9 protein-coding genes are annotated in these 15,304 nt (G+C 61.4%); 8 read left to right on the forward strand and 1 reads right to left on the reverse strand.

From position 1 onward, the window contains the following. Nucleotides 1-25 precede the first annotated feature (25 nt). The 5 genes from ACYQ8E_RS03685 to ACYQ8E_RS03705 all read left to right on the forward strand — a co-directional run bounded on the left by ACYQ8E_RS03685 (nucleotide 26) and on the right by ACYQ8E_RS03705 (nucleotide 8,074). On the forward strand, nucleotides 26-3,250 hold the full coding sequence (locus ACYQ8E_RS03685; protein WP_459860126.1) for an efflux RND transporter permease subunit: 3,225 nt from the start codon (nucleotides 26-28) through the stop codon (nucleotides 3,248-3,250). Continuing rightward, entirely contained in the window at nucleotides 3,243-5,561 is a 2,319-nt protein-coding gene (locus ACYQ8E_RS03690; RefSeq protein ID WP_082820278.1) for a heavy metal translocating P-type ATPase, read from the forward strand. Before ACYQ8E_RS03685 ends, ACYQ8E_RS03690 begins: the two co-directional genes overlap by 8 nt. Before the next feature lie 34 nt (nucleotides 5,562-5,595). Then, nucleotides 5,596-5,922 (forward strand): P-II family nitrogen regulator, encoded by a 327-nt coding sequence (locus tag ACYQ8E_RS03695; protein ID WP_066727132.1) that lies wholly within the window; start codon nucleotides 5,596-5,598, stop codon nucleotides 5,920-5,922. Between the two features lie 422 nt (nucleotides 5,923-6,344). Continuing rightward, nucleotides 6,345-6,923, forward strand: coding sequence for a hypothetical protein (locus ACYQ8E_RS03700; protein WP_066727134.1), 579 nt, complete (start codon nucleotides 6,345-6,347; stop codon nucleotides 6,921-6,923). A gap of 185 nt (nucleotides 6,924-7,108) precedes the next feature. Beyond that, a complete protein-coding gene (locus ACYQ8E_RS03705) occupies nucleotides 7,109-8,074 on the forward strand; it encodes an HD domain-containing phosphohydrolase (protein ID WP_066727136.1) in 966 nt (321 codons plus the stop codon). A gap of 34 nt (nucleotides 8,075-8,108) precedes the next feature. On the opposite strand, the gene ACYQ8E_RS03710 is transcribed toward ACYQ8E_RS03705, so the two are convergent. Next, a complete protein-coding gene (locus tag ACYQ8E_RS03710; RefSeq protein ID WP_066727138.1) occupies nucleotides 8,109-8,750 on the reverse strand; it encodes a lysophospholipid acyltransferase family protein in 642 nt (213 codons plus the stop codon). Nucleotides 8,751-8,839: 89 nt separating this feature from the next. Here ACYQ8E_RS03710 and ACYQ8E_RS03715 point away from each other — a divergent pair, with 89 nt between their 5' ends. Genes ACYQ8E_RS03715 through ACYQ8E_RS03725 form a run of 3 tightly spaced genes read left to right on the forward strand, consistent with a single transcriptional unit; the run spans nucleotide 8,840 to nucleotide 15,278 of the window. Continuing rightward, complete coding sequence (locus tag ACYQ8E_RS03715; RefSeq protein WP_066727141.1) at nucleotides 8,840-9,292, forward strand: VanZ family protein; 453 nt, start codon at nucleotides 8,840-8,842, stop codon at nucleotides 9,290-9,292. Then, nucleotides 9,289-11,970, forward strand: coding sequence for a PD-(D/E)XK nuclease family protein (locus tag ACYQ8E_RS03720; protein ID WP_066727144.1), 2,682 nt, complete (start codon nucleotides 9,289-9,291; stop codon nucleotides 11,968-11,970). Before ACYQ8E_RS03715 ends, ACYQ8E_RS03720 begins: the two co-directional genes overlap by 4 nt. After that, nucleotides 11,967-15,278: a UvrD-helicase domain-containing protein gene (locus ACYQ8E_RS03725; protein WP_066727146.1), complete on the forward strand. Its 3,312-nt coding sequence runs from the start codon at nucleotides 11,967-11,969 to the stop codon at nucleotides 15,276-15,278. The genes ACYQ8E_RS03720 and ACYQ8E_RS03725 overlap by 4 nt, the downstream gene beginning before the upstream one ends. The last annotated feature ends 26 nt before the right edge of the window (nucleotides 15,279-15,304 follow it).

The raw sequence follows: 15,304 nt of genomic DNA on the forward strand, positions 1-15,304 counted from the left end.
CCTCCTTTGCGGATAAGGAATTGACATGCTGGAAAAAATTATCGACTGGTCGATCAAGAATAAATTTCTGGTGGCTCTGCTGACTTTTTTTATCATTGTCGGTGGCCTCTACACCATGTTCAATACACCCATCGATGCCATCCCCGACCTGTCGGATGTGCAAGTCATCGTCTTCACCGAATATCCCGGTCAGGCACCGCAGGTGGTCGAGGACCAGGTCACTTATCCCCTCACCACCCAGATGCTCGCTGTCCCCGGGGCCAAGGTGGTGCGCGGCTACTCCTTCTTCGGCCTCTCTTTCGTCTACATCATCTTTGACGATGGTACTGACCTTTACTGGGCTCGTTCCAGGGTACTCGAATATCTCAACTACGCCGCCGGCAAGCTCCCCAAAGGTGTTACCCCGAGCCTCGGCCCCGATGCCACCGGAGTCGGGTGGGTTTATGAATATGTTCTGGAGAGCGACAACCACGACCTGCAACAGCTTCGCTCAATCCAGGACTGGTTTCTGCGCTACGAACTGACCGCCGTCGAGGGTGTTTCCGAGGTTGCTTCCATCGGTGGCTACATCAAACAGTATCAGGTGGAAGTCGATCCCGACCTGTTGCTCGCCTATCACATCACCATCCCCCAACTCAAAATGGCGATCCAGCGGTCCAACAACGATGTCGGCGGGCGTCTGGTGGAGATGGCCGAAACCGAATTCATGGTGCGCGGGCTCGGCTATCTGAAGTCGAAGGAGGACATCGAAAGGGTCGTCGTCGGCACCGATATGAAGGGGACGCCAATCCTGGTGCGGGATCTGGCCACCGTGACCATCGGACCGGAACTGCGCCGCGGGCTGGCGGAACTGGACGGGCAGGGGGAGGCGGTCGGCGGGGTCGTCGTCATGCGCTTTGGCGGCAACGCCCTGAAGACCATCGAAAACGTCAAGAAGAAGCTGGCCGAACTGCAGCAGGGGCTCCCCGATGGGGTGCGGATCAAGGCGGTTTACGATCGTTCCGGCCTGATTGAGCGGGCGGTGGAGACTCTGAAGGGAAAACTGATTGAGGAGAGTATCGTTGTCGCGGTGGTGACCGCTCTCTTCCTGTTTCACTTCTCCAGCGCGCTGGTGGCGATCTTCACCCTGCCGGTGGCGATTCTGATGGCTTTCATCATCATGCATTTCCAGGGGATCAACGCCAACATCATGAGCCTGGGCGGTATCGCCATCGCGATCGGCGCGATGATCGATGCGGCGATCATTATGATCGAGAACGCCCACAAACATCTCGAGCGCGATCGCGGCAAAAAGCCGCACTGGGAGATTATCGCCAACTCGTCCAAGGAGGTGGGACCTGCGCTCTTCTATTCCCTCCTGGTCATCACCGTCAGTTTCTTCCCCGTCTTTGCCCTTGGGGAGCAATCAGGGCGGATGTTCAAGCCCCTGGCCTATACCAAGACTTACGCCATGGGAGCGGCGGCGCTGTTATCGGTGACGGTGGTGCCGGTACTGATGGGCTGGTTCATTCGCGGCAAGATCCCCGACGAAGAAAAGAACCCGATCAACCGGGTACTGATCCGCCTTTATCATCCGGTGGTCGATTCCGTTCTCAAGTGGCGCTGGTCGGTACTGATTGTCGCCCTGCTCATCACCCTGAGCAGCATCATCCCGCTAAAAAAAATGGGCTCGGAGTTCATGCCGCCGCTTTACGAGGGGGACCTGCTCTATATGCCGACCACCCTGCCGGGAATCTCGATTGGCAAGGCCAAGGAACTGCTGCAGCAGACCGATCGGATTATCGCCACTTTCCCCGAGGTAGAGCACGTCTTTGGCAAGGTCGGACGGGCTGAGACCGCCACCGACCCGGCACCCCTCTCCATGCTGGAAACGACGATTATGCTTAAACCGGAAGAGGACTGGAGCAAGGTTCATCACCAGCGGTTCTACAGCGGTTGGTCCGACTCCTTCGAATGGGTGAAAAAACCGTTGCGCTGGATCGTGCCGGAAGAGAGCACCATTACCGTGGAGGAACTGAAAAACCGGCTCAATGAAGCGATCCAGTTTCCCGGTTTGACCAACGCCTGGACCATGCCGATCAAAACCCGTACTGACATGCTCTCCACCGGCATCAAAACCCCGGTCGGGATCAAGATTATGGGCGATGATCTGGCAACCCTCTCCCGGTTGGGGGAGGAGATCGAGGCGATTGTCCGTGATATTCCCGGCACATTAAGCGCCTTTTCCGAACGGGTGGTCGGCGGCAACTATCTTGATTACGAGATCGATCGGGATGCCCTGGCACGCTACGGTCTGACCGTGGGGGATGTGCAGGATATTATCAGCTCGGCCATCGGCGGCATGAACGTTACCCAGACGGTCGAGGGGCTGAAACGGTACCCGGTGAATATCCGCTACCAGCGTGACTACCGCAACGACCTGCAGGCGCTGGGACGGGTGCTGGTACCGATCGCCGGTGGCAAGCATATCCCCATCTCCCAGGTGGCCAAAATCAGCATCAAGAAGGGTCCCCCGGGGATCAAAAGCGAGAATGCCCGGCGCACCGCCTGGATTTACGTCGATCTCAAGGGTAGTGATGTCGGCTCCTACGTGGAAAAGGCCCAGAAGATCATCGCCGAAAAGGTCCAGCTGCCGGCCGGTTACAACATCGTCTGGAGCGGCCAGTACGAATATATGCAGAAGGCGAAGGCGACCCTGATCGTGGTTATCCCGCTGACGCTGCTGATCATTCTGGTTATCATCTACATGAATACCAAGAGCCTGGTGAAGACCGGTATCATCTTTGTCGCTCTGCCGCTTTCGCTGGTCGGTTGTTTCTGGTACCTCTACCTGCTCGGTTACAACACCTCCGTCGCGGTCTGGGTCGGGGTGATCGCACTGGCCGGGATTTCGGCAGAAACCGGGGTCGTCATGCTCCTTTACCTCGATCTTGCCTATGAACTCTGGCTGAAAAATGGCCGGATGCAGACTTTTGGCGACCTGACCCAGGCGATTCATCATGGCGCGGTCAAACGGATCCGCCCCAAGGTCATGACCATCTGCGTAATCATTGCCGGCCTGGTACCGATCATGTGGAGCCACGGCGCCGGCGCCGATGTCATGAAACGGATTGCCGCGCCGATGATCGGCGGGGTGGTCACCTCCGGCCTCATGGAACTGCTGGTCTTCCCGGTCATCTATTTCATGTGGCGGGGGCTGAAACTCTCCCATGATTTCACACCGACGGGACTGGAGGATATCCATGAGTAGGGACGATGCCCTTGAAAAGGGAGCTCTGCAGGATCCTGTGTGCGGCATGACCGTCAGTGAAGAGAAAAACGCCGGTCGCTTCAGCTACCAGGGGCGGGAATATCTCTTCTGCTCCAACAAATGCCTGAAAAAGTTCAGCTCCGACCCCGAGGCCTATCTTAAGCCGCAATCGCCCGAACCAACGGACGCGGAGTCCTCTCGGGAATACACCTGCCCGATGCACCCCGAGGTGGTGCAACAGGGGCCGGGGTCCTGCCCGATCTGCGGCATGGCCCTGGAACCGCGAACGGTGTCGGCAGGAGAAGAGGAGAACAGCGAACTGGTCGATATGACCCGGCGCTTCTGGGTCTGCCTGGTGCTGACGGTCCCTGAACTGCTGCTGGCGATGGGACCGATGGTGGGAGTACCGGTCGAGCGACTCGGCTCGCCGCGAGTGCTGGGATGGATTGAGCTGGCCCTGGCGACGCCGGTTGTGCTCTGGGGGGGCTGGCCCTTCTTCGTGCGTGGTTGGCAGTCTCTGGTCAGTCGCCATTTCAACATGTTTACCCTGATCGGGCTGGGAGTCGGTGTCGCCTACGGTTACAGTCTGATTGCGGGTCTCTTTCCCGGCCTGTTCCCGGCGGCCTTTCGCGGCGCCGACGGGGAGGTCGCAGTCTATTTCGAGGCGGCCGCCGTGATTGTTACCCTGGTCCTTCTGGGGCAGGTGATGGAGCTGCGGGCACGCAGCCAGACCGGCGCCGCCATTCGCGCCCTGCTCGGACTTGCTCCAAAGATGGCCCGTCGCCTGGAGCAGGACGGCAGCGAGCAGGACGTTCCCCTCGATCAGGTGCAGCCGGGTGATCGGTTGCGCATTCGTCCCGGTGAGAAGGTGCCGGTCGATGGCAAGGTGGTCGAGGGAAGCAGTTCCGTCGACGAGTCGATGGTCACCGGCGAGTCGATGCCGATGCAGAAAGGTGTCGGGGAACATGTTATCGGTGCGACGGTGAACACTACCGGCTCACTGGTGATGGTCGCCGAACGGGTTGGCTCGGAAACCCTTTTGGCACAAATCGTCCAGATGGTCGCCACTGCCCAGCGCAGCCGGGCGCCGATCCAGAAACTGGCGGATCAGGTTGCCGGCTACTTCGTGCCGACTGTGGTCGCTGCCGCGTTGCTCACCTTTGCCGTCTGGGCCTGGTTCGGCCCGGAACCGCGCCTTGCCCACGCTTTGATCAACGCTGTTGCGGTCCTGATCATTGCATGTCCCTGCGCCCTGGGACTGGCGACCCCGATGTCGATCATGGTCGCCACCGGCAAGGGCGCCGGTCTGGGAGTGTTGTTCAAGAATGCCGAAGCGATTGAGGTGATGCGCCAGATCGACACACTGGTGGTCGACAAGACCGGTACCCTCACCGAAGGAAAACCAAAGCTGGTCTCGGTGTCGGTTGCCACCGGCGGCGACGAGTCCACCTTGCTGCGCCTGGCGGCCAGTCTGGAGCGGGGGAGCGAACACCCTCTGGCAGCGGCGATCGTTGCCGGCGCGCAGGAACGCGGCGCCGACCCGGCGGCGGCCGAGGATTTTGCTTCTCTCACCGGCAAGGGGGTCACCGGCCGGGTTGACGGTCATCAGGTGGCCCTCGGCAATCTCCAGCTCCTCGACGAGCTCGGTATTGAACCTGGCCCCTTGGCCGAGCCGGCGGAAGAACTGCGAACGGCGGGGCAGACGGTGATGTACGTCGCCGTCGATGGCGCGGTGGCCGGGATCCTCGGCGTCGCCGATCCGATCAAGGAGACGACCCCGGAGGCGATTCGCCAATTGCAGGCAGAGGGGATCCGCATTGTCATGCTGACCGGGGACAATCGCACCACGGCCGCGGCCGTTGCCAGCGAACTGGGACTCGACGAGGTGGAGGCGGATGTCCTCCCCGATCAGAAGGTGGCCGTGGTCAAGCGCTTCCAGGCGGAAGGTCGCAAGGTAGGCATGGCTGGCGACGGCATCAACGATGCGCCGGCGCTGGCCCAGGCGCAGGTGGGAATCGCCATGGGAACCGGCACCGACGTCGCGATGGAGAGTGCCGGCGTCACCTTGGTCAAGGGCGATCTGCGGGGCATTGTCCGGGCACGACGGCTCAGTGACGCCACCATGCGCAACATTCGCCAGAACCTCTTCTTCGCCTTTTTTTATAATGCCCTCGGCGTGCCGATCGCTGCCGGGGTGCTCTACCCCTTCTTCGGCCTGCTGCTGAGTCCGATGATTGCTGCTGCCGCCATGAGTTTCAGCTCGGTTTCGGTGGTAAGTAATGCGTTGCGGTTACGAAAACTCAGACTGTAGCTCCAAGGGTTCACATCTTTAGAGAGGGAAGTCTATGAAATGGAAAAGGATTGTGGCCATCATCCGCGGTTCGGTGCTGGAACAGGTCGAAGATCGCCTGAAGCAATTGGGTGTCAGGGGGATTACCGTCTCTCAGGTCAAGGGGTATGGCGAATATGCCAACCTCTGCAAGGGGGACTGGCTGGTCAGCAACGCCCGGATCGAGATATTTTCCCAGCAGTCCCAGGTAGATGGCGTTGTTGCGGCGATTCTCGAAGCTGCCCACGCCGGGGTTCCCGGCGATGGTCTGGTGGCGGTGATGCCGGTTGAGAAGCTCTATCGGATTCGTACCAAGGCCGAGATCGCGCCTGGTGAGGTCTGAGAGGGCATGTTTCCGGATTGGCAGCTCGAATCGGCAGTAAGCGTTGGATAGATGTGCCATAGATGTGCCAGCTCTTGAAAGAGACTGCCGGTTCGGAATAAGACCAGGTTTCAGGTTTCGCGTCGGTCCAGACGAGGCATGGGTGCAGAATATTCCACAATGACATTTAGATTATCCTTCAGCAGTGACCAGGTGGTGAACCTGGTGTATAAGGAAGGTCGCAATTGGGAGAAAAATTTCTAAAAAGAACGGACGGTTACGGTAGGACGTTGGGAAAAGGAGATCGGGCACGGAAGCTGCTATCACCTGGGTAAGTAATGACTTCCCGGGTCGCACAGTTGACAGCTTCGCGCTATGTTAAACTAACGGAGCAAAGATATTCCAGGGGCATGATTGCCCAATACACGAAAAGGAGATTCAGTATGAAACGGATCGCTATCGTTAGCCTGGTATTTCTCATGGGGCTGCCCGTGTACGCCCTGGCTGCGAGTCACGAGGGGATGAGTAACATGGATCACGGCAAGATGGAAGGCATGGATCACGGCAAGATGGAAGGGATGGACCATGGCAAGATGGAAGGGATGGACCATGGCAAGATGGAAGGGATGGACCATGGCAAGATGGAAGGGATGGACCATGGCGGTATGGCTATGTCTGGCAACATGATCATGCTTGGGGAAGAGACTGAGGGTGGCGTCAAGGCAATGGCGCACCTGAAGGACGTCAAGGAAGCCATGGCCAAGATGGGCATGCCCGGGACGCACCACTTCATGGTGATGTTCTCTGATGTCGCGACCGGCAAGCCAATCGACACCGGCAAGGTCGCGGTCAAGATTGAAGGCCCCAATGATTTCAAGGCCGGTCCCATCGAGTTGATGGGTATGCAGGGGCATTTCGGCGCAGATATCGCCCTTCCGGGGCCGGGAAAATACGAATTCAAGGTTGGGAGCAAGCTGGCCGACGGCAAGAAACGACAATTCGAATTCTATCTCAACAACTGACCTGGCATCGATATCGGGGAAATCAACCGAATCAGGCCACAGCAACGCTGTGGCCTGATTCGGTTTGGATTCACCCGGTTGGATAATGCCGGCCATTTACCTTTTCCGGAAATATGTTAGAATCCGATGCAAATATTGAATAATAGATGTATTTCCTTGCGTTGTGTCCAGCAATGGGAGGGCCCATGTCGCGAACGGTATTGTTTGTCGATGACGAAGAGAACATCCTCAGCTCGCTCAAGCGGCTGTTTCAGAAGTCCGATATCCAGGTCCTGACCGCGACCAGCGGTAGTGAAGCCCTGGAAATCCTGCGGCGCATGGATGTGGCGGTCATGGTTTCGGACCAGCTGATGCCGGGGATGAAGGGGGATGAACTGCTGGTCAAGGCGCGCAGCGTTTCGCCCGATACCGTACGCATCATGATGACCGGACATGGCGACCTCCCGACGGCTTTGCAGGCCATCAATTCAGGGGAGGTCTTTCGCTTCCTGCTAAAACCCTGGGAAAATCAGATCCTGCGCAATATCATCGAAGAAGCCCTGGCCCGTCACCTCCTCTTCCGCAGCATGCGCAACGCCGAGGAGTCGACCCTGCTGGCCCTTGCCCAGACCATCGAACTGAAGGATTCCTATACCCGCGGGCATTGCGAACGGGTGGCCGATTATGCTCTGCGCCTGGCGGCGGCCCTCGATTTCAGCGAGGATCGTTCCCGCAAAATCAAATTCGGCAGCTGGCTCCACGACTGCGGCAAGATCGGGGTGCCCGAATCGATTCTCAACTACAAGGGGCCGCTGACCGCCAACGAAACGGAAACCATGCGCAACCATCCTCGCTGGGGGGCGGAGGTCGCAACCCAGGCCCACCTGCCGGCAGAAGTTGTCAATATCATCCTCTATCATCACGAACGGTTTGACGGCAGTGGCTACCCCCATGGAATCACAGGGGCGGAAATCCCGCTGGAGGCGAGGATCGTCGCCATTGCCGATGTGTTCGATGCGCTGCGAACCGACCGGCCCTATGAAGAGGGGAAGAGCCTGGAAGAGGCGATAGAAATCCTCCGCCAATTGTGCGGGAGAAGTCTCGACCCTGAATTGACGGACCGATTTATCCAACTGGTAGCCGATGCCCCGGTTGAGACCGGGCCAGCTTAGGTTGCTTTGGGTTTTCCGGGGAGGGTGGAGGGCGTCAGGCGGGCGGCTCCTGGCCAAGAAGGGCGGCAATGGCCGCCATCAGGCGATCGACGATCAGCTGATGTGTCTCCTTGGTGTCTTCCCGTTCATAGAGATCGGAAAAATCGAGGGGGGGACCAAAGGTGATGCTCGCCGGTTGACGAACCCCCGGGAATTTCCAGGTGTTGAGACCGGCGAGGGCGGTCGGGATGACGACCGGTTGAACCGTGTAGATCAATTTGCCGACCCCGCGATTTCCACGCCCCAATTGGCCGTCGGGGTGGCGGGTCCCCTCGGGATAGAGCATCACCTTGTCCACCCGCAGCAGATCCTCCAGAATTCGACCCGCCTTAAGATCTCTCCCTCTTTTTACCGGAAATGCTCCCCAGGAACGAAATATGGCTCCGAGGAGGGGATTTTTGAAGAGCTCTTCCTTCGCCGGGGCCCAGACCATCTGAAACGGTTGCGCCCGGCACAGGGCCCAGGGGAGAAATACGGTTTCATAACCGGTGATATGGTTGGCGGCAATCATGACCCCGCCGTTGCGGGGCAGGTGCCCGGTGCCATGAATCTTCAGGTCGTTGATGAAAGACGCATAGAACCCTATGACATAGGTGGAAATGGTGACCCATATGCGGCGCAGCAAGGAACGGTTCAAGTGAGCCTCGTTACTAGAAGGGTTTGAGGGACTAATTTATAACATCCAAGGTATTTGCGGGCAACGGAAATCGCTGAAGGCCCTTTTGTTTGCCGGAGATTTCCGGTATCGTGGGTACTGGTTTCACCTTCTTTTTGGAGAACAATTTTTTGCCAAGAAAATCGACGTTATTCTGGATTTCCGGCTGTCTCACCTGGGCCGGATTGGTGCTTTGGCTGTCGCTGACGCCCCACCCGCCCCGGCTTAATAGCACCCTTCTCTCCTGGGACAAGTTCCAGCATTGCATCGCTTACCTGCTGCTGACGTTGCTCGCGGGAAACAGCGCCCTGCGATTATGGCCCCGGCAGCGGTATGCCTGGCTGCTGGCCGGCGCCGCCGCGCTCCTCTTCGGTGCCATGATCGAGGGGTTGCAGTTTCTTGGCGGCCGGGGCCGGGTCGCCGATTTTCATGATCTTCTGGCGAATGCTGTTGGCATCATCATCGCCTGCCTGGCTGCATCCGCCTGGCAGATTATTTCCCGGGATCCGAGGAACAAAATTTGAACCACGACGATTTCAGCGCCAAGATCCTGGGTGCGGCGCGCGACGGCGCCCTGGTGCTGACCGCAACCCGGCGTCTTGCGCGCCATTTACTGGACCTTTATCGGCAGGAGCGGGTCACTCGCGGAAGGACCGCCTGGCTATCGCCCGCGATCATGAGCAGCCAGGACTGGGTGAACCGTCAGCTGGTGCTGTTGGGCGACGACTGGCGAGTTCTCACACCGGCAGCCTCCCGCCGCCTCTGGGAGGAGACGATCGAAAACGATGCCAGGTCGGCCGGTCTCGACCTGTTGCAGGTGGCCGCCAGCGCCAGCCGCGCCGAGGAGGCTCATCAGCTGTTGCTCGACTACCGGGGCAATTGCGGCAACTACTTGCTGAGTGAGGATCACCAGGCATTTCTCCGCTGGCGGCAGGGCTATCTGAAACGGCTCCACGAAAGGGGCTGGCTGGACGGTGCGGCCAGCACCGACCGGGTCCTGGCGGCTCTCGCCACGGGCCAACTGCCTCCCCCTCCATTTCTGTTGCTGGTCGGTTTTGACGAATTGCCCCCCGGTATGAGCCGACTCGCCACCCTTGTCGCCGATTCCAATCGGGTCGAGATTTTGCCGCCGCCCCGGGCTCCCATCGCTCAGTCCGGCAGCTGCGCCTGTGACGATGCCGCTGCCGAGGTCCGGACCGCAGCACGCTGGGTTCGGCATCTTCTCGGCCAGGGGGAATGCCGGATCGGGGTTGTTGCTCCCGACCTGTCCAATTATCGGGACCTCATCGACCAGATCTTTCTTGAAGAACTCGATCCCCTGGGACTGCTCGCCCTTGACGACATGGAGGGGCGGTTCGGACTCTCCCTCGGCGTCCCTCTCGGTCAGCAGGGGCCGGTAATGGCGGCGCTGCAGCTCCTCTCCTGTGACAGGGAACCCGAGTGCGGACAACTCGGAGTGCTGCTGCGAACCCCTTACCTTGGCGGAGGAGTCCGGGAGGAGGCGGCACGGTCCCGTTTCGATGTCGCCCTGCGCCGACTCCGCCGTGAGCGTGTTCCCCTGCAGGGGCTGCTGGCCGCGACCGGTTCGCCATGGGCGCTTCCCCCCGGGTTCGCCCGTATCCTCAGAGAATTACTTCGCTTCTCAGCTCTGGGGCGAAAGGAAACACCGGCTTTCTGGGTTCAGCACTTTCGCAGCGTCCTGAACAATGTCGGCTGGCCTGGCGACCGCCCCCTCGACAGCCGTGACTTCCAGGTCGTCAAGGCCTGGGAGGAAAAACTGCTCCCCCGGTTTGCCAGTCTTGACGGCATCTGCCGCCCCCTCGATCGCCAGGAGGCCGTGGGGCTGCTCCGCCGACTTGCTCTGGAGGAGGAGTTTCAGTTGGAAATGCCGAACCCGGGGATTCAGGTGTGCGGTGTTCTCGAAGCGGGAGGGCTCTCCTTCGACCACCTCTGGATTCTCGGTCTTCACGAAAATGCCTGGCCACCTCCGCCTCGCCCCAATCCCTTTTTGCCAAGGCGTTTGCAGATCGATCTCGGCATGCCTCACGCCGATGCCGGGCGCGAGGCGGGCTATGCCCGGATGGTGCTGCAAAGGCTGCTGGCGACGGCACCGCGGGTAGTCTGCAGTTATCCGCAGCAGGAAGCGGGCTGTCCCCTCCGTCCGAGCCCCCTGCTGGCGGGGATCCTCCCGGTTGCGCCGGAACTCGCCCCCACGGTGGCCCCGGCGCCCTGCCTGGAGCGGCAGGGCGCGGCGCTGCAGGGCTGCACGGACCCGGGCGGTCCAGCGCTTCCGGCCGGGAGCGAATTGCCTGGTGGCACAGCCGTCCTGCGCGACCAGGCCCTCTGCCCGTTTCGTGGTTTTGCCCGTCACCGGCTCGGTGCGCGAGCCCTCGAAACCCCGGTCACCGGAATCGACCCGGCCACCCGCGGAACTCTGGTTCACACCTGCCTGGAGCTCCTCTGGGGCCGGGTTTCCGGCCATGCTCAGCTGCGGCTCTGGAGTGAAGAGGAACGGCACCTCCAGGTTGCGGCCAGCGTCGATGAAGCGCTCGCCCGTCATTTCGAACATCCGCTGCGGGTTCTTGCTCCGGCCCAGTTGACGATTGAACGGGAACGGCTCACTAACCTGGTCAACGAATGGCTGACCGCGATCGAATTCGAACGACCGGCAGCAGCGGTGGCCAGTTTTGTCGAGGAGGAACAGCAGGCGGAGTTTGGTGGCTTGTCGATTGGAACCAAGATTGACCGCCGGGATATCCTTGCCGACGGCCGCAGTTTGATCCTCGATTACAAGACCGGCAAGGTCGATCTTGACGACCTGCTCGGGGAACGCCTGCTGGAACCGCAGTTGCCGATCTATGCGGTTGGCCAAAACGTCGATCAACTGGCCGGAATCGCCATCGGCCAGGTCCGGCGTGGCGAGTGTCTCCTCAAGGGGGTCGCGCGGGAAGGTGAAATTTTTGCCGGCATCCGACCTTTTGCAGAGTCCCGGGAGGCTGGCAGGCATGGTTTGGGGAGTTGGGCCGAGCTCCTCGGGCGCTGGCGGCTACGCCTCGATGAGCTCGGCCGCCAGGTGCTGGCTGGTGCTGCGGCCGTCGATCCGGTCAGTGACAAGAAAGCCTGTCGCTACTGCGACCTGCAGGGATTTTGTCGGATCGGCGACAGGCCCGACGGAAGCGCCGGCGAGAAGGACTTGCCATGAGGGTAAGGGACCAATCTGCACGCCTGCGGGCCCTCGATCCCGCTCAATCTTTCATCGTTCAGGCGCCGGCCGGTTCCGGCAAGACCGAACTGCTTACGCAGCGCATCCTCTCCCTGCTGGCAGTCGTCGAACAGCCCGAAGAGATTCTCGCCATCACCTTTACCCGCAAGGCGGCGGGGGAAATGCGGCACCGGTTGCTGCAAGCTCTTGAGTCAGCCTCTTTGCCGGCGCCCGGAGCAGACCATGCGCGGCAGACCTGGGAACTCGCCGGAAAGGTCATGGCCCGGGATGGCGCTCGCGGCTGGAATCTTTTGGACACACCATCGCGGCTGGCGATCCAGACGATTGACAGTTTCAATGCCGGACTGGCGCGTCGCATGCCCTGGCTCTCCCGCTTTGGTGGCGTGCCGAGGGTGACCGATGATCCGCAGCGCCTCTACCGGGAGGCCGCCCGCCGGGTGCTGGCGCGGGTCGGCGGGGAGCGCAGCGGCGCCCATGCCGGGGCCCGGGTGCTGGCCTATCTTGACAACCGCCAGGAACGACTTGAACGATTGCTGGTCAGCATGTTGCAGCGACGGGACCAATGGCTCCGCCACCTCGCCGGTCGCAGTGTCGACCAGGAACGCCGCGGTCTGGAGGGAGCCCTGGCTGCCTTTGTCGAAGAAATCCTCGCTCTCAGCGAATCTCTCCTGCCCGGGCCCTTGTGGGAGCAACTGGCGCCGCTGGCCCGCTATGCCGCCAGTAATCTCGAAGCAGAGCGGCCCTTGCGGCGGTTGGCGGCCGTCACCGACCGGCCCGGTGCGGGCGCCGAAGATCTCCCTCTCTGGCAGGGACTTGCCGACCTGCTCCTTACGGCGAAGGGGGATTTGCGCCGACGGCTCGATAAAAGCTGCGGCTTTCCTCCGGGGAAAGCGGATACCGCGGCGGCAATGAAGGCGGCCATGCAGGACTGCCTCGATAGTGACGCTATGCCTGGACTCGCTTCCTGGCTGCATCGGCTGCGCAGCCTGCCAGCTCCCCTTTACGGCGAGGAGCAGTGGTCGATTCTCCAGGACCTGGTCGAGTTGCTCGGTCTGGCCGCTGGCGAACTCTGGCTTGTCTTTACCGCTTCCGGGGAAACCGACTTCGCCGAAGTGGCGCTGCGGGCGCTGGCAGGTTTGAGTGATGGCGATGCGCCGAGTGAACTGCTGCTGCGTCTCGATGCCGGCATCCGGCACCTGCTCGTCGACGAATTCCAGGACACCTCCTATCTCCAGTTCCGGTTGCTGGAGACCCTTACCGAAGGCTGGTCGCCCGGAGATGGCCGCTCCCTCTTCCTGGTCGGCGACCCGATGCAATCGATTTACCGTTTTCGCGAAGCGGAGGTCGGCCTGTTTCTCCGCGCCCGAAGGGAAGGGGTCGGTACCGTTCCCCTCGAAGCACTTCACCTCGAAACAAATTTTCGCTCCAGCGCGTCTCTCGTTGACTGGTTCAATGCCTCCTTCGCCAGCATCTTTCCGCGTTTTGAGGAGATTACCCGGGGCGCTGTCACCTATTCTCCGGCGTTTTCCTTCGCCACCGGGAAGGGAGAGGGTGCCGTCACCATCCTCCCCCGGCAGGGACGGGATGACGCCGCCGAAGGAGAAGAGGTGGTGGCGCTGACCCGGGAAGCCCTCGGGCGCGGGGAGCGGGTTGCGATCCTGGTCCGGGCGCGCAGCCACCTCGGCAACATCCTGCCGTTGCTGCGGGGAGCCGGCATTGACTACCTGGCCCAGGATGTCGACCTGCTTGCCGAACGTCCGCTGGTGCGCGACCTGGTTTCGCTGACCCATGCACTGCTCCACACTGGGGACCGTCTCGCCTGGCTCAGCGTTCTGCGCGCCCCCTGGTGCGGGTTGCTCCTCTCCGACCTCGCCCGGCTGGTCGAAGGGCGCGCGGCGGCGACCCTGCCCGAACTTCTCGCCGATCCCGGTCGGCTTGAGACCCTCTCCGCAGATGGCCGGGAGCGGGCCGGCCGGGTCTTCGCCGTGCTGCAACGGGGGCGGCGCCAGCGGGGACGCCTCGGGTTGCGGCGTCTGGTCGAGGGGTGCTGGCTCGCCCTTGGCGGGCCCGCCTGCTATCCCGGGGGCGAACTGGAGGATGCCGAACAGTTCTTTGCCCTGCTGCAGCGACTCGATCGGGGCGGCGATCTCGAAACCCTGGAGGCTCTTGCCGAGGCGCTGCAACGTCTCTATGCGGCCCCCGATGGCAAGGCGAGCGGTCAGTTGCAGGTGATGACCATTCACAAAGCCAAGGGGCTGGAATTCGATACGGTGATTATTCCAGGGCTGGGACGCAAGCCCGGCAAGGATGACCCGCCGCTCCTCGCCTGGCTGGAACTGCCGGCCACCGGCCTGCTGCTGGCGCCGATTCCCGCCCCCGGGGGGGAGGGAGACCCGATTTACAAAACCATTCGCGATCTCGAGGCGGAGCGCCAGACCCTGGAGGTTGTCCGTCTTCTCTACGTCGCCGCAACCAGGGCCAGGGAACGTCTCTACCTGCTCGGCCATTGTGAATTCGATGCAACGGGATCAGCACGTCCCCCTGCCGGCTCCCTGCTGGAGTCATTGTGGCCTGCGGTTGCCGCATCCTTTGCCACTCACGATTTGAAACTGCCGGTTGAAGTGGCCGCCCCGAACCAGCCCCCGGCACAATCGGAGCTGCGACGGCTGCCTGCCACCTGGGCTCTTCCTGACTTCGAGTCGCTGCCGCTGCCGACGGCAAGTCCGATCCGCCCCGCTTCCGGCGATGACCAGGTCCTGCAGACGGCCGGACTGGCGCGCAGGCATGCGGGGACGGTGCTGCATGCAATGCTTGAGAGAATTGCCCGCGATGGCCTTGCCGCCTGGGACCTGAAGCGAATCGAAGGGCTGGAAGAAGAGTTGCGCCACCGGTTACAGCGCCTGGGGGTGACCGGTGCCGACCTGAAGGAAGCGGTGCACCGCGTGCAGGCCGGCATGAGAAGCGCGGTCTCCGGTCTTCATGGCCGACGAATCCTCCGGTCGTGGCCCGACGCAGGGTGTGAGGTCGGCCTGGCAGGGCCGGCCCTGGCCGGGGTGGTGGACCGGACTTTCGTCGATGAGTCGGGAGTTCGCTGGGTGGTTGATTACAAGACCAGCGAACCGCCGCCGGGCGAGAACCCGGACGCTTTTTTTGCCGCCGAGGTTGACCGCTACCGATCCCAGCTGGCATGCTATGCTCAGTTGTTCCAGGGGCTTGAGCCGGAAAGAAAAATTCGCGCTGGCCTCTATTTCCCCCTTTCCGATATCTGGAGGGAAGTGCCGGTCTAGTCGGCGCCTACCTTGTGACCCCGTTC

The sequence above is a fragment of the Desulfuromonas carbonis genome, assembly GCF_054658035.1.